Below are 17,318 nucleotides of genomic sequence, written 5' to 3'. Positions count from 1 at the left end.
ATCTTGGACATCTTCACAGAAGATGACCGTGATCGCCCAGATCCGGGTATATACGGCTGGGAATGGACTGCAGGAGGCCCCCCATGCAGGTCAAGAAGGTGGCTACGTACGTTCTGGTGGCGTTCGTGGTCTTCTACCTGTTCACCCGGCCGGCCCAGGCGGCGGCCGCGGTCAACGGCGTGTTTGACGGAATTGTCCAAGGAGCCAACCAATTGGCGGTCTTCTTTACGAACGTTCTGACCTGACGTTCGCGTTCTGTCCGCGCTAGGTGCTTCCACGCGCTGACAGATCGTGTTACGCAGGCAGGATGAGAGATCGCCCCAGCGGCAACAAGATCAATCAGCTCGATCCGCAGGCCCGGCGCGTCCTCGAACGGGCAGAGCTTGAGGGCATCGAGCTGATCCGTTTCCTGTACGCCGACCACGGTGGCGTGGTCCGTGGCAAGGCGGCGTCCCGGTCCCGGTTGGCCGAACGGCTCAACTCGGGCATCGGGCACACGGTGGCCATGATGGCGATGAACATGCTCGACCAGCTTCAGGAGGTCGAGCACCTGGGTCCGGTGGGCGAGGTTCGCATTGTCCCCGACCCGGCCACGTTCGTCCCGTTGCCCCATGCACCGGGCGCCGCCGCGATGCTGTCGGACCTGCGGCGGCCCGACGGCTCACCGTGGGAAGCCTGCGCCCGCACGTTCCTCAAGGACGCCGTGGCGGAGCTGACCGGCGACGGCTACCGGATCGAGGCGGCCTTCGAGCCCGAGTTCACGCTCGGCCGCCGCCTGCCCGACCCCAATGGGGGCCCCGACCGGCTGGTGCCGCTCGACGACTCTCTCTGCTACGCCGGCACGGGCTTCGACACCGCGCACGACTACACGATCAGGCTCATGCGCGCGCTGGAGACCCAGGGCCTGCGCGTCGAGCACTACCACCCCGAGCTCGGCCCCGGCCAGCAGGAGCTGTCGGTGCACCACGCTCCCCCGCTGCGCGCCGCCGACAACCACGTGCTCTACCGGGAGACCGTGCGCGGCGTGGCGATGCGCATGTCGATGTGGGCCTCGCTGGCCCCCAAGCCCCTGGCGGACCAGGCCGGCAACGGCGCCCACCTGCACCTGTCGCTGTGGCGCGACACCCGGAACCTGTTCGCCGAGGACGGCCCGGAACGCGCGCACTTCATCGGCGGCCTGATCGCCCACCTGCCCGGCCTGACCGCCCTGACCTGCGGCAGCGTCAACAGCTTCCGCCGGCTCTCACCCCGCATGTGGTCCAGCGCGTACGCGGTCTACGGCCCCGACAACCGGGAGGCGGCCGTGCGCGTGTGCTCGCCGCTGGGCGAGAGCGGCGAGCCGAACCTGGAGCTGAAGCCGTCGGACTCCTCGGCCAACCCGTACCTGTCGCTCGGCGCGGTCATCCACGCGGGGCTCGACGGCATCCGCCGCAAGCTCGACCCGGGCGAGGCCGTGGACATCGATCCCGACACCGTGCCCGGCCGCTATCCCCGCCTGCCCGGCTCCCTGGAGGAGGCGCTCGACGCGCTGGAGGCCGACGAGGTGCTCATGGAGGCGCTCGGGCCGTTGCGGCGCAGCGCGTACCTGGCGGTCAAACGTTCGGAGGCGGCCGCGTTCGCCGCCAAGGACGCCTCCTACGAGCTCTTCCACCACCTGCGGGTGTTCTGACCGCCCTTCTGGCCGCCCGCCGGCCCCGCGCGGGCAGGGCCGGCAGGCGGCCTCAACGGACGGGCGGCCTCGACGGACCAGTTGGACTCAGCGGACCACGTGCCTCAGCGGACCGGGTGGCCCGCCATGCGCAGTGTCTCCTTGACGTCGCCGATCTTCAGCGTGCCGAAGTGGAACACGCTGGCGGCCAGCACGGCGTCGGCCCCGGCCTCGATCGCCGGCGGGAAGTCCTCCAGCCGGCCGGCCCCGCCGCTGGCGATCACCGGCACCCGCACCGCCGCGCGCACCGCGTGCAGCAGCTCCAGGTCGTAGCCGTCGAGGGTGCCGTCGCCGTCCATGGAGTTGAGCAGGATCTCGCCGACGCCCAGTTCCTCGCCGCGCGCCGACCACTCCACCGCGTCGATGCCGGTGCCGCGCCGGCCGCCGTGGGTGGTCACCTCGAACCCGCTGGGCATGCCCGGCGCCCGGCGGGCGTCGACCGACAGCACCACGCACTGCGCGCCGAACCGCCGCGACGCCTCGGTCAGCAGCTCGGGCCTGGCGATGGCCGCGGTGTTCAGGGACACCTTGTCGGCCCCGGCCCGCAGCAGCCGGTTGACGTCGTCGACCGCGCGCACGCCGCCGCCCACGGTGAGCGGGATGAACACCTGCTCGGCGGTCCTGCGCACCACGTCGAGCATGGTCTCCCGCTCGCCGGACGAGGCGGTGATGTCGAGGAAGGTCAGCTCGTCGGCGCCCTCCTCGTCGTAGCGCCTGGCCAGCTCGACCGGATCTCCCGCGTCGCGCATGTTCTCGAAGTTGACGCCCTTGACGACCCGCCCGGCGTCGACGTCGAGACAGGGGATCACTCTTACCGCTACGGTCATGCTCGCAGTGCCTCGATTTCGATCTCGACCAGCATTCGAGGGTCGACCAGCCCGGCGACCCTCACTCCTGTGCAGGCGGGCCGCACGTGCCCGAAGACTTCGTAGATGGCCCGGCCAACGAGGTCGAAGTGGCGCTGCTCCACCACGTAGTAGCGGACCATGACGACGTCCTCGCGGGTCAGGCCGCCGACCTCGACGGCGTCCAGCGCGATGTCGATGGCGGTCAGGCTCTGCCGGTAGGCGTCGCCGACGTGGCGTACCTCGCCGTCGATCGTGGCCGTGCACCCGGAGACGATCACGCGCTCGCCCACGACCACGGCGCGGGCGTACCCGTACTTCTCCTCCCAGATGCCGCCCGAGAACACCCTCGGACCGGTGCTTTCCATGCTGACGCTCATTCCGCCCCCTCCCGGCGAAGCTAAACGCGTACCGCGGCCAGCGCGTCCTCAAGAGTGAACGCGTGAGCGTACAGGGCCCTGCCCACGATGGCTCCCTCCACTCCGTCCGGGACGAGAGAAGCCAGTGCCACCAGGTCGTCAAGACTGGACACGCCGCCACTGGCGATCACGGGCTTGTCGGTGTGTGCGCAGATCCGCCGGTAGAGGTCGAGGTTGGGCCCCTGCAGCATGCCGTCCTTGGTCACGTCGGTGACGACGTAGCGGGGGCAGCCGTCGGCCTCCAGGCGGTCGAGCACCTCCCACAGGTCGCCGCCCTCCTTCGTCCAGCCGCGGGCCGCCAGCGTGGTGCCGCGCACGTCGAGGCCCACCGCGATCCGGTCGCCGTGCTCGGCGATGATCTTCCGGCACCAGTCGGGGTTCTCCAGGGCGGCGGTGCCGATGTTGACCCGGCGGCAGCCGGTGGCCAGGGCGGCGGCCAGCGACTCGTCGTCGCGGATGCCGCCGGACAGCTCCACCTTGACGTCGAGCTTGCCGATCACCTCGCTGATCAGCTCCTTGTTGGAGCCCCTGCCGAACGCGGCGTCGAGGTCGACCAGATGGATCCACTCGGCGCCCGCCTCCTGCCAGGCCAGCGCCGCGGCGAGCGGCTCGCCGAAGCCGGTCTCGGTCCCGGCCTCACCCTGGACGAGGCGTACGGCCTGGCCATCGGCGACGTCCACGGCGGGAAGCAATACGAGCGACATTCAGGTCCTCCGGTCGAAAGCGAGGGTCACGACAACAGGTGCGAGCAGCAGGGAGAAGACGAACACGGCGAGGCTCACCGCGGGCGAGCCCCAGACCAGCCACACGATCGCCTGCACGATCAGGAAGCCGAGCGCCACCGCGACGTTCTGGGCGCGATGGCGGCGGGCGATCAGGCCGCCCTGCCGGGCGAACCTGACCGGGCGCGGGATCAGGCGGGCGATCAGGACGCGGCGCCGGGCGCGGCGTGCCTGCCGCTCCTCGTTGAGCCGGATCGCGCGCGCCCGCTCGGCCTCCCGCTCGGCCCGCCGGCGCGCCCGCTCCTTGCTCATACCGTCTCTAGCCAGTTCCTCAGCAGGGCGGCTCCGGCGTCGCCGGACTTCTCCGGGTGGAACTGGGTGGCCATGAGCGGGCCGTTCTCGGCGGCGGCCACGAACGGCACGCCGTGCTCGGCCCACGTCACCACGGGCGCGGCGAAACCGGGGTCGGCCGGCTGCAGCTCCCACTCGCGCACGCCGTAGGAGTGCACGAAGTAGAAACGCGTGTCGGCGTCGAGCCCGGCGAACAGCACGCTCTCAGCGGGCGCCTTGACCGTGTTCCACCCCATGTGCGGCAGCACGGGCGCCTCCAGCCGCTCGACCGTGCCGGGCCACTCTCCGCAGCCCTCGGTCTCGACGCCGTGCTCGACGCCCCGCGCGAACAGGATCTGCATGCCGACGCAGATGCCCAGCACCGGACGCCCGCCGGCCAGGCGGCGGCCGATGACCCGGTCGCCGTGCACGCCCTTGAGCCCGGCCATGCAGGCCGCGAACGCGCCGACGCCCGGCACGACCAGCCCGTCGGCGTTGAGCGCCGCGTCGAAGTCGGCGGTCACGGTGACGTCCGCGCCCACCCTGGCCAGGGCCCGCTCGGCCGAGCGCAGGTTGCCCGAGCCGTAGTCGAGCACCACGATGTTCTTGCTCACCACCACAACACCCCCGCCGTGATCGCCATCGCCGCGCCGAGCGCGCAGACCGCGGCGCCCACCTTGAGACCCTGCTTGGCCAGCGAGAACACGCCGCCGCCGAGGAACAGCCCGAGGAACACCATGACGCCCGCGATGAGGTTGTCGGTCACAGCACACCCTTGGTGCTCGGCACGCCCGAGGCGCGCGGGTCGAGCTCGGACGCCTCGCGCATCGCCCTGGCCAGCGCCTTGAACTGGGCCTCGACGATGTGATGGGCGTTGCGCCCGTACGGCACGTGCACGTGCAGGCAGATGGCCGCCTGGGCCACCAGCGACTCCAGGATGTGCCGGGTCATCGTCGTGTCGTAGTCGGGGCCGATCATCGGGGCCATGCCCGCGGGCTCGGTGTGCACGAGGTACGGCCGCCCGGACAGGTCGACGGTGACCTGGGCCAGCGACTCGTCCAGCGGGCACGACGCGCTGCCGAACCGCCGGATGCCGGACTTGTCGCCCAGCGCCTGGCGGAAGGCCGCGCCCAGCGCCAGCGCGGTGTCCTCGATCGTGTGGTGGGAGTCGATGTGCAGGTCGCCCTCGGTCTTGACGGTCAGGTCGAACAGACCGTGCTTGCCGAGCTGGGCCAGCATGTGGTCGAAGAAGCCCACCCCGGTCGAGACGTCGACCAGGCCGGTGCCGTCGAGGCCCACCTCGACCAGGACCGAGGTCTCCTTCGTTGCCCGCTCCACGCGCCCTACGCGACTCACAGAACCTCCTCCATCGCGGCGCGGAAGGCCGCCATCTCCTCGCCGGTGCCGATCGACACACGCAGCCATTCTGGCGGGCCCACCTCGCGGATGAGCACACCGCGTGCCAGCAGCCCCTCCCACACCTTGCGCCGGTCGGGGAACCGCCCGAACAGCACGAAGTTGGCGTCGGAGTCGGCCACCGACAGCCCCTTGCCGCGCAGCCAGGCGACCGTGGCGTCGCGCTCGGCGCGCAGCGCGTCGACCGTGCCGAGCAGCTCGGCGCGGTGGCGCAGCGCGACCCGCGCGGCCGTCTGGGTGAGCGTGGACAGGTGGTACGGCAGCCGCACCAGCAGCAGCGCCTGCACCACGGCCGGGTGCGCGGCCAGGTAGCCGAGGCGGGTGCCGGCCATGGCGAACGCCTTGGACATCGTGCGGGTGACGATCAGCCTCGGGTGCCGCGGCAGCAGCGTGAGCGCCGACGGAGTGCCCTGGCGGGCGAACTCGGCGTAGGCCTCGTCGATCACCACCACGCCCGGCGCGGCGGCCAGCACGGCCTCGATCGTCGACAGCGGCTGCGCGGTGCCGGTCGGGTTGTTGGGCGAGGCCAGGAAGACGATGTCGGGCCGGTGCTCCTCGATCGCCGCGACGGCCTTGCCGGGGTCGAGGGAGAAGTCGTCCTCGCGGACGGCGCTGATCCACTCGGTGCTGGTGCCGGTGGTGAGGATCGGGTGCATCGAGTACGACGGCTCGAACCCGATGGCGGTGCGCCCGTGGCCGCCGAAGGCCTGCAGGATCTGCTGGAGCACCTCGTTGGAGCCGTTGGCCGCCCACACCTGCTCGGGGCTCAGCCCGTGGCCCAGGTAGGCGGCCAGGTCGGCGCGCAGCCCGGTGGCGTCGCGGTCGGGGTAGCGGTTGAGCTCGCCCGCGTTCGCCGCGACGGCCTGCGCCAGGTCGGCGACCAGCGCGGGCGAGGGCGGATAGGGGTTCTCGTTGGTGTTGAGCCGGACCGGCACGTCGATCTGCGGCGCGCCGTAGGGCGAGCGGCCCTTCAGGTCGTCGCGGATCGGCAGGTCGTCGAGGGTCACATCGGCGGGGTTCACTCTGACTCCGTGGGGACTCGCCAGTCGAAGCGGGCGCGGATCGCGGCGCCGTGCGCCGGCAGGTCTTCGGCGTCGGCCAGCACCGACACGTGGGCCGCCGCGCCGGCCAGCGCGTCGCGGGTGTAGTCGACGACGTGGATGCCGCGCAGGAACGACTGCACCGACAGGCCGCTGGAGTGGCAGGCGCAGCCGCCGGTGGGCAGCACGTGGTTGGACCCGGCGAGGTAGTCGCCGAGCGAGACCGGCGCGTAGGGGCCGACGAAGATCGCCCCGGCGTTGCGGATCCGGGCCGCGACCTCGGCCGCGCCGGCGGTGTGGATCTCCAGGTGCTCGGCCGCGTACGCGTCGACGACCTTGATGCCGTCGTCGATCGAGGAGACCAGCACGATGCCCGACTGCCGGCCGCCCAGCGCCTCGGTGATGCGCTCGGAGTGGCGGGTGGCCGAGACCTGGCCCGGCAGCTCCTTCTCGACCGCCTCGGCCAGCTCAAGGCTGGTGGTGACCAGGACGGCGGCGGCGATCGTGTCGTGCTCGGCCTGGCTGATCAGGTCGGCGGCGATGTGCACCGGGTCGGCGGTCTCGTCGGCCAGGATGGCGATCTCGGTGGGGCCGGCCTCGGAGTCGATGCCGATGCGGCCCTTGAGCAGGCGCTTGGCGGCGGCGACCCAGATGTTGCCGGGGCCGGTCACCATGGTCGCGGGCGGGCACTCCTCGGTGCCGTAGGCGAACATCGCCACGGCCTGCGCCCCGCCCACGGAGTAGACCTCGTCGACGCCGAGCAGCGCGCATGCGGCCAGGATGGTGGGGTGGGGCAGCCCGCCGAACTCCTTCTGGGCCGGGCTGGTGACGGCCAGCGAGGCGACGCCCGCCTCCTGGGCCGGGACGACGTTCATGACCACGCTGGAGGGATAGACGGCACGGCCGCCGGGCACGTAGAGGCCCACGCGGTCGACCGGCACCCAGCGCTCGGTCACCGTGCCGCCGGGCACGACCTGCGTGGTGACGTCGGAGCGGCGCTGGTCGCGGTGGACCAGCCGGGCCCGCCTGATCGACTCCTCCAGCGCGGCCCTGACCCGGGGGTCGAGCTCGTCGAGCGCCCGCCGGACGACGTCGGCGGGGACGCGGGCGGAGGCGATCTCGACACCGTCGAACCTGGCGGTCAGCTCCCGTACGGCTGCCGCCCCGCGATGGCGCACGTCGTCGCAGATGGGCCGCACCTTCTCCAGGGCGGCCTCGACGTCGAGCTCGGCGCGGGGCAGCACGTCGCGCAGGTCCGCAGGAAGGGAACCGCGCATGTCAATACGGGAAATCACCCTGACAGTCTACGGAGTCCGGACCCCGGATCCGCTTCTGTCCAGAATGCGGGACGCAGGCTGGACACGTTACGGGGGCCGCGAGCGCGGCGTTCGCCGACACCGCGCTCGCGGCCGCCGGAGCCCCGGACCGGGCCAAGCCGGGGCCGAGTGGCCGTGGCCGCCACGGGGGCGCGGTCACGGCCGGGGGAATGGCCTGGCCCCCTTCTGCCCGGCCCGGCAGGCGTCTAACACCCTGCGGCAAAGAAAACTCTCGGTGAGTTAAAAATAACCTTGCGGCTGTTTGCCCCGCTCGGCGCGGCGTAGGTGGTTCGTAACGCCTTTCGCATTACATGTCCATTATGTCCACTCGCCTACCCTGGGCGGCATGGGACAGTGGCGAGCCCCCGGCGGCATCCTGGTGGAGGCGATCATCCTCGATGATCGTCCACTGCTGCGCGTCTCCCACCGCGTCAACGGCCGGACGTACCTGCGCGGCTACTGCAAGACGGTGTCCGAACTGGACGAACACGGTGTAGACCTCGGCGAACTGGTGGAAGACACCTCGCTTGACCATTTGTAGACCCCGGCCCGCCACTGTCGATCAACCCCCCGGGGTACGGCATGATCCATGGTGGGGCTGCCGGCCTACGCGCCGATGATGGCCCAGCTGGGCACCCTGACCTCCGTCCAGGGCGAGGGCTGGGCCGTGGAGATGAAATGGGACGGCGTGCGCGCCCTCGCCTACGTCGAGGGCGGCTCGGTCCGCCTGATGTCCCGTAACAACAAGGACATCACCCCCGCCTACCCCGAGCTCCAGCTCATGGCCGGCTCCACCGGCCGGCACGCGGCCGTGATCGACGGCGAGATCGTCGCCTTCGACGAGACCGGACGCCCCAGCTTCGCCGCCCTCCAGCCCCGCATGCACCAGCGCAACCCCGCCACCGTCGCCGAGCTCACCCGGGCGGTGCCGGTGACGTTCATGGCCTTCGACATCCTGCACCTCGACGCCGACAGCGTGATCGGCCGCCCCTACCGCGAGCGCCGCGAGCTGCTGGAGGACACCCTGCGGCCCGGCTTCCGCTGGGAGGTGCCCGTGTGGTTCGCCGACCACGCCGACCGCGCCTTCGACTCCTCCCGCCAGCTCGGGCTCGAAGGGATCGTCTGCAAGCGGCTCGGCTCCCCCTACCGGCCCGGCCGGCGCAGCGGCGAATGGACCAAGGTCAAGAACGTCAGCGCCGCCGAGGTCGTCATCGGCGGCTGGCACCCCGGCGGCGGACGGCGGTCCGGCATGATCGGCTCGCTGCTGCTCGGCGCCTACGACCCGCGCGGCCGCCTGCTCTACGTCGGGCACGTCGGCACCGGCTTCACCCAGCAGATGCTGCGCGACCTCCAGGACCTCCTCACGCCCCTGGAACGCCCCGGGCCGCCCTTCGACGAGCCCGTCCCGCGCGAGCACGCCCGCCACGCGCACTGGGTCGAGCCCCGCGTCGTCGGCGAGGTCCAGTACGCCGAGGTCACCGGCGACGGCCGGCTGCGCCACCCCTCCTGGCGCGGCCTGCGCCCCGACCGCGAACCCGGCGAGGCGAGCACCGCCGAGTTCCTCGCCCCTGGGGACGCCGCGGCGGGCTGACCGGGCGCGACACGTCCCGCTTGGGCACGGTAAGTGATGAAGTCATGACTTACAGTGATCGGAATCGCTTCGGACCGCCCAGGGGGACATCGTGTCGAAGACTCTGGTCACCACGCTGGCCGCGCTCGCCGGCGTCTCACTCGCCACCGCACTCACCACCGCGCTCACCACCGCGCCCGCCATGGCCCTCGTCACCCCGCCCGCCACCGCCGAACCGCCCCCGCTCAAGGCCCCCACCGCGCAGCACCCTGCCCAGCGCCCTGTGCAGCGCCCTGCCCAGCGCCCTGTGCAGCGCCCTGCCCAGCGCCCTGTGCAGCGCCCTGTGCAGAGCCGGGACCGCAGTCCGGGCGCCGCGTCGTCGCCGCTCATGCGCCCGGGACGCGCCGCCCGCTACTGGACGCCCGGCAAACAGGCCAAGGCCAAGGCCGTCGCCCTCCCGCCCAGCACGACCGGCCACGACACGGCCGCCCACGACACGGCCGCCAAGGGCACCGCCACCCAGAGCACCGCCGACCACAGCGCCGTCCAGAACAGTGCCGTCCAGAACAGTGCCGCCCAGAACAGTGCCGTCCAGAACAGTGCCGCCCAGAACAGTGCGGCCGAGCGGCGCAGTGTGCCCGGCGCCAAACGGCTCACCCCCGGCGGCGACGCCAACGGCTACGCCCCCGTGCGCCGGCCGTACACCGCCGACGGCAACAGCCGCGCCACCGGACGCCTGTTCTTCGTCAACGCCACCGGCCGCGACGACTCCTGCAGCGCCTCCGTCGTCCGGTCGGCCAGCAGACTGCTGGTCATCACCGCCGCCCACTGCGTCTACAGCAGCCCCGACGGCTCCGCGTCCGGCACCTGGCACACCAACTTCGCCTTCGTCCCCGCCTACGACGGCCGCGCCGCCACCGCCGCGCAGCGCGAGCCGTACGGCAGATGGGGCGGACGGCGCGCCTGGAAGCCCGACGCCTACACCGGGCGCACCGGCGGCGACTGGAACTCCGTCTACGACGTCGCGCTCGTCGAGGTCGGCGGCCGGAACCGCACCCTGCAGGACACCGTCGGCGCCTTCACCCCCCTGCGCAACGAGGGCGGCCGCTTCACCATCGCCACCTCCGGCTACCCCGGCGTGCTCGGCCGCCGGCCCTACGACGGACGCGACCAGCTGTGGTGCCTCGGCCGCACCCAGCAGGCCCGCGGCGAGAACACCACCGGCGACATGCTCGCCGCCCGGCTGGCCGGCGCCGGCGACCCGGCCGGACGGATGGAGACCTACAACTGCCATCTGGCCAAGGGCCACAGCGGCGGGCCATGGGTCGTCCGCGGCAGCGACGACCTGGTCGGCGTGCTGTCGGCGGGCAAGGAGGACGGCGAGCCCGACGGCAACTCCGTCGCCACCGCGCTCAACGCGGAGGGCTACGGCGCGATCGTCCGCCAGGCCGACCCCAAGGGCGTCTACGACTCCCTCTCCCTCGACGCCGCCGGCCCCGGCGCGCCCGTCCGCCGCGGCGGCACCGCCACCGTCACCGCGACCGTCACCATGCGCGGGCTCATGGCCGCCGCCCAGGTGCCCGTCACCCTCACGCTCCCGACCGGCGCCACCCTGACCTCCGTCGACGGCGCCACCTGCCGCCACGGCGACCACCGGGCCGAATGCGTGATCGACGTCATCCACCCCGGCCGGCCGGTCCGCATCTCCGCCAAGGTCGCCGTCGGCCGCGACGCGGACGCCGCCCTGCCGGTCACCATGCACGTCACCTCCACCCGCCTCGACCCCGCCCAGCGCGACAACTCCGCCGTCCTGCGCCTGCGCACCGCCACCGGCTAGGCAGCGGCCGGCGCCGGCTCCCGCAGCGTCCGCGCCAGCAGCCAGGCCAGCACCGGGAAGACGACCAGGCAGGCCAGCGCCGTCCTGAGCGAGGCGGCCTCCGCGACCGCGCCCACCAGCGGGCTGGTCAGGCCGCCCACGCTCACCGCCAGCCCCAGCGTGACGCCGCTCGCCGTGCCCACCCGGTTCGGCAGCAGATCCTGCCCCAGGGTCACGTGCAGGGAGAACGGGACGTACAGGGCGACCGACGACGCCGCGACGAAGACGTAGACCAGCGGGCCCGGCGCCAGCACCACCCCGGCCACCGCAGGCACCGCCGCCGCGTACGCCGCCCGCATCGCCGGCACCCTCCCCCACCGGGCCGCCAGCCGGCCGCCCAGCACCGTGCCCGCCGCCCCGCCCGCGAACAGCACGAACAACGCCACCGCGCCCGCCGCGCCGCCGCCCACGTACAGGGCCACGAACGCGCTCAGACCGACGTACACCACCGACCGGAAGACGATCACCGACGTCAGCCGGGCGAACCCCGGCCAGTCGTCACGGCCCACCGCCCCCACCGCCGGACGCGCCCCGCCCCGGCCGCCCGCCAAGGCCCGCACCGCAGGGAGCGTCAGCACCGCCCCCAGCACCGCAGGCACGGCCAGCAGCGGCGAGGCCCCCAACCCCCACGCCGACAACAGCGGCGTCACCAGCACCGGCGCCGAGGCGAACCCCAGCGTCCCGCCCAAGGAGAACCAGCTCATCCGCACATGGCCGCCCTCGCTGGCGATCCTGGCCAGCCGCGCCGACTCCGGATGGTAGGCCGCCACCCCCAGCCCCGACACCGCCGCCGCCAGCCACGTCACCGCGTACGACCCCGTCACCCCGGCGCACGCCACGCCCGCCCCCGCCACCACCATGGCCGACGGGATCAGCCACGGCATCCGCCACCGGTCCGTCAGCAGCCCGAAGACCGGCTGCACGACCGACGACGACAACGTGGCCGCCAGCACGATCCCCGACACCGCCACATAGCCGTACCCCCGCCCGGACACCAGGAACGGCACCAACGCGGGCACCGCGCCCTGGTAGAAGTCCACGCACGCGTGCCCCGCCGCCAGCGACCGGATCCTGTTCACGCCACCGATGATGTCCCCGGCCCGACCTGGCCTGCTTCCGATAAAATGCCAACCTATGCCGAATATCCGCCACACCCCCGTGGCGCCCACCGGCCGCCGCCCCCTGGCCCCCGGCACGGGCATCGACGCCCACCGGCACGACACCCACCAGATCGCCTACGCCTGCGCCGGCATGCTCTCCGTCACCACCGACGCCGGCACCTGGGTCGCCCCCGCCAACCGCGCCATCTGGGTGCCCGCCGGCACCGTGCACGAACACCGCGCCCACGGCAGCACCGACCTGCGCCTGGTCGGGCTCACCGACAATCCGCTCGGCCTCGACCGGCCCGCCGTGCTCGCCGTCGGCCCGCTGCTGCGCGAGCTCGTCATGGCCTACACCGACGACGACGCCCCCGTGGGCGAGGAGCGCGAACGGCTGCTCGCCGTCCTGCTCGACCGGCTCAGACGCGCCCCCGAGCAGCCCTTCCACGTGCCCGCCGCGCGCGACCCGCGTCTGGCCGCCGTCTGCGCCGCCCTGCACGACGACCCCGCCGACGGGCGCACCCTGGCCACCCTCGCCGCCCTGGCCGGCACCAGCGAGCGCACGCTCGCCCGGCTGTGCCGCCGCGAGCTCGGCATGAGCTTCCCCCAGTGGCGCACCCAGCTCCGCCTGCACCAGGCGCTGCTGCTGCTGGCCGACGGCCTGCCGGTCACCGTGGTCGCCCATCGCTGCGGCTGGGCCTCGGCCAGCGCGTTCATCGACGTCTTCCGGCGGGCGCTCGGGTACACGCCGGGCCGCGCCTTTACAATGTAGATTCGCTACACTTGTCAGACGTGAGCAAAACGAAAGGCAAGGGCGGCGGCACCCCGGCCACCATGGCGCTGACCAAGGCCAAGGCCGACTTCACGCTCCACCCCTACGACCACGACCCGAGCGCCCAGGCCTACGGCGAGGAGGCCGCCGACGCGCTCGGCGTGCCCTACGACCGCATCTTCAAGACGCTCGTCGCCGAGACCGAGAGCGGCCTCGCGGTGGCGGTCGTGCCGGTGTCGGGCAAGCTCGACCTCAAGGCCCTGGCCTCGGCGCTGGGCGGCAAGCGGGCCGCCATGGCCGAGGCGGCCAAGGTCGAGCGGGTGACCGGCTACGTGGTGGGCGGCATCAGCCCGCTCGGCCAGCGCAAGCAGCTTCCCACCGTGGTCGACTCCTCGGCGCTCGACCACGAGACGATCTACTTCTCGGCCGGCCGGCGCGGGCTCCAGATCGAGACCGCCCCCGACAACCTGATCATCCTCACCCGCGCGGTCACCGCCCCCATCGGCAAGGCCGGCTGAGCGTCCCGACGGAAGGCTACCGGGAGCGGTGGCGCCGGCGGCGGAACGACGGGTCGGGCGGCTACCGGGAGCGGTGGCGCGGGCGGCGGAACGACGGGTCGGGCGGGCCCTGCCCGAGCAGCCACTCGAACAGCCGCCGGTGATGCCGGAAGAACGCGCGCTCGCCCTGCCGCCGGTTCTTCTTCTTGTCCTCCTCCTGCGCCTCGGCCTCCTTCAGGCCGGGCGTGAACCCGCCGCCGAACCGGCCCATGTCCGGCCCGGGGAAGCCCCTCGGCTCGGTGTGGTCCAGGGCTTGCTGCATCGACTCGACCCAGATCGGGCCGGGCAGCGACGCCCCCTGCACGGCGCCGTAGTACTGGTCGCCGATCTGCACGCCCTGCAGCGGATAGCGGTAGGAGCCCCGGATGTCGCCGAGGCTCACCGCCGCCGCCAGGTCCGGCGTGTACCCGGCGAACCAGGCCGAGGTGTAGCCGTTGTTGGTGCCGGTCTTGCCGGCGGCCGGGCGGCCGACGCTCTGCCCCTGCATGGTGCCCTTGTCGAACACCCCGGACAGCACGTGGTTGACGGCGTCGGCGACCGGCCGTTCCATGACCTGCTCACAGGACGGCGGCACGTGCGCGCGCCGGCCGCTCCGGTCGGTGATCTCCACGATCGCCAGCGGCCGGCAGTGCAGGCCGCGCGCCGCGAACGTGGCGAAGGCCCCCGCGACCGTCACCGGGTCCATCTCGTTGACGCCCAGCGTGAACGTCGGCACCTCGCGCAGCGGCCGGCCGTCGGCCCGCACCGCCCCGAGCGCCCTGGCCGTCTTGACCACGTTGCAGAGCCCGACCTTGCGCTCCAGCATCATGTAGAAGATGTTCACCGACTTCCAGGTGCCGGTCTCGATGCTGTGCGGGCCGCCCGAGCCCTCGCCGCTGGCGTTGAGTATGCGCGTGCCGGGGTCGTTGACCGGCCGGCCGGCGCAGTTGCGGTAGCCCTGCGCGGGCACCAGCTCCCCCGGCGTCTGGAAGCCGTCGCCGAACCGCCAGCCCTGCTGCAACGCCGTGGCCAGGGTGAAGACCTTGAACGTCGAGCCCGCCTGGAAGCCCTGGCCGCCGCCGTGCGCCACGTCGGCGGGCAGGTTGAAGGTGGTCCGCGGGCCGTTCTTCTTGTTGCCGCGGTTGCGGCCGAACTCCTTGCTGGCCGCCATCGCCCTGATCCGGCCGGTGCCGGGCTCGACCATGGCCTCCGCGGCGACCTCGGTGTCCTCCGGCGAGACGTGCCGCCGGATCGCGCGCTCGGCCGCGCGCTGCGCGACCGGGTCGAGGCCGGTCCTGACCACCAGGCCGCCCCTCGCCATCCTGGCCCGCCGCTCGGCCGGGGTGTTGCCGAACGCCGGGTTCGACAACATCTCGTTCTGGACGTACAGGCAGTAGTAGGGGTACGCGCTCTGCCCGCAGCCGCCCGGCTCGGGCTTCAGCCGCAGGGACAGCGGCGTGCTCTTGGCGGCGCTCGCCTGGGCCTGCGTGATCAGCTTGAGCCCGGCCATCCGGTCCAGCACGAGGTCGCGCCGTTCCTTCAGCCGCGCCTGGTGCGAGCGGCCGAGCGAGGGGTCGGTCGAGTACGGCATCCGCACCGCCCCCGCCAGCGTCGCCGCCTGGGTCAGCGTCAGCTTGGCGGCGGTGGTGGAGAAGAAGCGCCGGGCCGCCGCCTCCACGCCGTGGGCGCCGGCGCCGAAGTAGGCGATGTTGAGGTAGCGCTCAAGGATCTCGTCCTTGCGGTACTTGTGTTCCAGGGCCATCGCGTACCGCAGTTCGGTGATCTTGCGGGCCAGGTTGGGGGCGCGTGCCTTGTCCCGTTCCGCATCGGTGCGAGCGCTCTCGACCAGGATGTTCTTGACGAGCTGCTGCGTCAGCGACGAGCCGCCCTGCCGGATGCCGCCCGCCTGCGTGTTGGTGAGCAGCGCCCGCAACGTGCCCCGGACGTCGAGGCCGCCGTGCTCGTAGAAGCGGGCGTCCTCGATGGCCACGATGGCCTTGCGCATCAGCGGCGCCACGGCCCCGAGCGGCACGGCCGTCCTGTTGGCCTCGTAGAACTGGGCGAACTGCCTGCCGTCCTTGTCCAGCAGCCTGGTCACCTGCGCCAGGGGCTCCTCGCGGGGCGCGGGCGGCAGGTCGACGAAGGTGTCGGCGACGTTCTTGGCGGCCAGGCCGCCGCCGCTCACCACGGGAACGGCCAGTGCCGCCGCCAGCACCCCGCCGAGCGCCCCCGCCATGGCGAGGCCACCGATGGATCTGAGTACGGTCACGCAGATGATCTGCAACCAGCAGATCATCGGCAAACGCCCACTTCCCCGGTCTTTACCGTTCTCTTCGGATGTTCAGACCAAGCGAGGCGAACTGCTCGTACGGCCGGTGGTAGCCCCGCTCGATGTGGTGCACGCCGCGCAGCGTGGACGTCCCGTCGGCCACCGCCGCGGCCAGTACGGCCGAGAACCCGGCCCTGATGTCGGGCAGCGTCACGTCGGCGCCCCTGAGCTTGGAGACGCCGCGCACCACGGCCGAGTGCCGGGCGTTGGTGTCGTGGTAGCGGCAGGCCGGCCCGCCCAGGCACTGGTCGAACACCTCGATCTCGCAGCCCATCCGCTGCAGCGCGGGCACGTAGACCAGGCGGTTCTCGAAGACCGTCTCGTGCAGCACCGACATGCCCTGGCTCTGCGTGAACAGCACCATGAGCGGCGTCTGCCAGTCGGTCATGAAGCCGGGGTGGGTGTCGGTCTGCACGGCCGCCGAGCGCAGCCCCTCGGGCGGGGCGATGGCGCACAGGTACTCGTCGTTGATGTCGAACCGGGCGCCCATCCTGGCCAGCGTGGTGATCGCGGTGACCAGGCGGTCCTGGGGGCAGCCGTGCACGCGCACCTCTCCCCCGGTGATCAGCCCGGCCGCCAGGTAGGAGAACGCCTCGATGCGGTCGCCGGTCAGCCAGGTGGAGGCGCCGCGCAGGTGCTCGACGCCCTCGATGACGATCCGGCGGTCGGGCGACAGCTCGATCCGGGCGCCCATGCGCTGCAGGAACAGCGCCAGCTCCACCACCTCGGGCTCCATGGCGGCGTTCTTCAGCACGGTCTTGCCCTCGGCCAGCACCGCCGACATGAGGATCGTCTCCGTCGCCCCCACGCTGGGGTACGGCAGTTCGAGCCGGGCCCCGTTGAGCCGCTTGGCCTTGGCCGAGATGCCGGTGTCGCCCACCTCCACCTCGGCCCCCATCGAGCGCAACGCCTCCACGTGGAAGTTCACCGGCCGCCGCCCGATCGGGTCGCCGCCGACCAGCGGCACGAACGCCTCCCCCGCCAGGTGCAGCAACGGCCCGAGCATGAGGATGGGGATGCGATTGAGCCCGGTGAACGCGTCGGGCACCCGCGGCCTGATCTCCGCCCCGCGCTCGATGCGGATCTCGGGACCGGCGATCTCGACGTGGATGCCGAGCGCCTCCAGCATCGCCGCGGTGATGCCCACCTCGCCCACGTCGGGGGCGTTGTGGATGCTGCTCTCGCCGTTGCCCAGCATGGCGGCGACCATGTGCTTGGACACACCGTTCTTGGAGCCCCGTACGACGACGTCCCCCCGGAGGGGGCCGGAGGGCTCGATCAGCCAGACCTCTTCTGCAATCACGAAGCGAGCCTAACCGGGAGATACCATCGAGCTGGT

At 72.5% G+C, this 17,318-nt stretch carries 19 protein-coding genes; 7 read left to right on the top strand and 12 right to left on the bottom strand.

Annotated elements, in window-relative coordinates:
• Positions 1-83 precede the first annotated feature (83 nt).
• Together ACFYUV_RS08740 and ACFYUV_RS08735 are read left to right on the top strand one after the other, a co-directional pair.
• Positions 84-245 (top strand): hypothetical protein, encoded by a 162-nt coding sequence (locus ACFYUV_RS08740; RefSeq protein ID WP_185844438.1) that lies wholly within the window; start codon positions 84-86, stop codon positions 243-245.
• Positions 246-307: 62 nt separating this feature from the next.
• Positions 308-1,669 (top strand): glutamine synthetase family protein, encoded by a 1,362-nt coding sequence (locus ACFYUV_RS08735; RefSeq protein ID WP_387666512.1) that lies wholly within the window; start codon positions 308-310, stop codon positions 1,667-1,669.
• Positions 1,670-1,773: 104 nt separating this feature from the next.
• Here ACFYUV_RS08735 and hisF read toward each other — a convergent pair whose 3' ends face one another.
• The 9 genes from hisF to hisD are packed head-to-tail and all read right to left on the bottom strand — an operon-like array spanning position 1,774 to position 7,775.
• Entirely contained in the window at positions 1,774-2,535 is a 762-nt protein-coding gene (hisF, locus tag ACFYUV_RS08730; RefSeq protein ID WP_352358369.1) for an imidazole glycerol phosphate synthase subunit HisF, read from the bottom strand.
• On the bottom strand, positions 2,532-2,921 hold the full coding sequence (locus ACFYUV_RS08725; RefSeq protein WP_352326354.1) for a Rid family hydrolase: 390 nt from the start codon (positions 2,919-2,921) through the stop codon (positions 2,532-2,534). The genes hisF and ACFYUV_RS08725 overlap by 4 nt, the downstream gene beginning before the upstream one ends.
• 32 nt (positions 2,922-2,953) lie before the next feature.
• Positions 2,954-3,676 carry a bifunctional 1-(5-phosphoribosyl)-5-((5-phosphoribosylamino)methylideneamino)imidazole-4-carboxamide isomerase/phosphoribosylanthranilate isomerase PriA gene (gene priA, locus ACFYUV_RS08720; protein WP_352326353.1) on the bottom strand — a complete coding sequence of 241 codons (723 nt, stop codon included), beginning with the start codon at positions 3,674-3,676 and terminating at the stop codon, positions 2,954-2,956.
• Positions 3,677-4,006, bottom strand: a complete 330-nt coding sequence (locus tag ACFYUV_RS08715; RefSeq protein WP_387666508.1) for a hypothetical protein — start codon at positions 4,004-4,006, stop codon at positions 3,677-3,679.
• The gene (gene hisH, locus ACFYUV_RS08710) at positions 4,003-4,638 is read right to left on the bottom strand and encodes an imidazole glycerol phosphate synthase subunit HisH (protein WP_387666505.1); all 636 of its coding nucleotides are present in this window, start codon (positions 4,636-4,638) and stop codon (positions 4,003-4,005) included. Before hisH ends, ACFYUV_RS08715 begins: the two co-directional genes overlap by 4 nt.
• The gene (locus tag ACFYUV_RS08705; RefSeq protein WP_358293892.1) at positions 4,635-4,790 is read right to left on the bottom strand and encodes a hypothetical protein; all 156 of its coding nucleotides are present in this window, start codon (positions 4,788-4,790) and stop codon (positions 4,635-4,637) included. Before ACFYUV_RS08705 ends, hisH begins: the two co-directional genes overlap by 4 nt.
• On the bottom strand, positions 4,787-5,380 hold the full coding sequence (gene hisB / locus ACFYUV_RS08700; protein ID WP_352326348.1) for an imidazoleglycerol-phosphate dehydratase HisB: 594 nt from the start codon (positions 5,378-5,380) through the stop codon (positions 4,787-4,789). The genes ACFYUV_RS08705 and hisB overlap by 4 nt, the downstream gene beginning before the upstream one ends.
• The gene (locus ACFYUV_RS08695; RefSeq protein ID WP_387666501.1) at positions 5,377-6,462 is read right to left on the bottom strand and encodes a histidinol-phosphate transaminase; all 1,086 of its coding nucleotides are present in this window, start codon (positions 6,460-6,462) and stop codon (positions 5,377-5,379) included. Before ACFYUV_RS08695 ends, hisB begins: the two co-directional genes overlap by 4 nt.
• Entirely contained in the window at positions 6,459-7,775 is a 1,317-nt protein-coding gene (gene hisD / locus ACFYUV_RS08690) for a histidinol dehydrogenase (protein WP_387666498.1), read from the bottom strand. The genes ACFYUV_RS08695 and hisD overlap by 4 nt, the downstream gene beginning before the upstream one ends.
• A gap of 367 nt (positions 7,776-8,142) precedes the next feature.
• On the opposite strand from hisD, the gene ACFYUV_RS08685 reads away from it, so the two are divergent.
• The 3 genes from ACFYUV_RS08685 (at position 8,143) to ACFYUV_RS08675 (ending at position 11,203) form a co-directional block, all read left to right on the top strand.
• Complete coding sequence (locus tag ACFYUV_RS08685; RefSeq protein ID WP_387666495.1) at positions 8,143-8,337, top strand: hypothetical protein; 195 nt, start codon at positions 8,143-8,145, stop codon at positions 8,335-8,337.
• 48 nt (positions 8,338-8,385) lie between these two features.
• Positions 8,386-9,387: a non-homologous end-joining DNA ligase gene (ligD, locus tag ACFYUV_RS08680; RefSeq protein ID WP_352358387.1), complete on the top strand. Its 1,002-nt coding sequence runs from the start codon at positions 8,386-8,388 to the stop codon at positions 9,385-9,387.
• Positions 9,388-9,478: 91 nt separating this feature from the next.
• The gene (locus ACFYUV_RS08675; protein WP_387666491.1) at positions 9,479-11,203 is read left to right on the top strand and encodes a trypsin-like serine peptidase; all 1,725 of its coding nucleotides are present in this window, start codon (positions 9,479-9,481) and stop codon (positions 11,201-11,203) included.
• Here the strand turns inward: ACFYUV_RS08675 and ACFYUV_RS08670 are convergent.
• A complete protein-coding gene (locus tag ACFYUV_RS08670; protein ID WP_387666488.1) occupies positions 11,200-12,321 on the bottom strand; it encodes an MFS transporter in 1,122 nt (373 codons plus the stop codon). The genes ACFYUV_RS08675 and ACFYUV_RS08670 overlap by 4 nt on opposite strands.
• A 55-nt stretch (positions 12,322-12,376) precedes the next feature.
• Here ACFYUV_RS08670 and ACFYUV_RS08665 point away from each other — a divergent pair, with 55 nt between their 5' ends.
• Together ACFYUV_RS08665 and ybaK are read left to right on the top strand one after the other, a co-directional pair.
• Entirely contained in the window at positions 12,377-13,114 is a 738-nt protein-coding gene (locus ACFYUV_RS08665; RefSeq protein ID WP_387666485.1) for a helix-turn-helix domain-containing protein, read from the top strand.
• A 62-nt stretch (positions 13,115-13,176) separates the two neighbouring features.
• The gene (gene ybaK, locus ACFYUV_RS08660; RefSeq protein ID WP_387667468.1) at positions 13,177-13,632 is read left to right on the top strand and encodes a Cys-tRNA(Pro) deacylase; all 456 of its coding nucleotides are present in this window, start codon (positions 13,177-13,179) and stop codon (positions 13,630-13,632) included.
• A gap of 61 nt (positions 13,633-13,693) precedes the next feature.
• Here ybaK and ACFYUV_RS08655 read toward each other — a convergent pair whose 3' ends face one another.
• Both ACFYUV_RS08655 and murA read right to left on the bottom strand, forming a co-directional pair.
• Positions 13,694-15,919 carry a transglycosylase domain-containing protein gene (locus ACFYUV_RS08655; RefSeq protein WP_387666482.1) on the bottom strand — a complete coding sequence of 742 codons (2,226 nt, stop codon included), beginning with the start codon at positions 15,917-15,919 and terminating at the stop codon, positions 13,694-13,696.
• A 52-nt stretch (positions 15,920-15,971) separates the two neighbouring features.
• Positions 15,972-17,282 carry a UDP-N-acetylglucosamine 1-carboxyvinyltransferase gene (gene murA / locus ACFYUV_RS08650; protein WP_387666479.1) on the bottom strand — a complete coding sequence of 437 codons (1,311 nt, stop codon included), beginning with the start codon at positions 17,280-17,282 and terminating at the stop codon, positions 15,972-15,974.
• Positions 17,283-17,318 lie beyond the last annotated feature (36 nt).

Origin of the sequence: Nonomuraea sp. NPDC003560 (assembly GCF_042878785.1) — a bacterium.
GTDB lineage: Bacteria > Actinomycetota > Actinomycetes > Streptosporangiales > Streptosporangiaceae > Nonomuraea.
This window is presented reverse-complemented; position numbering and strand designations above follow the sequence as displayed.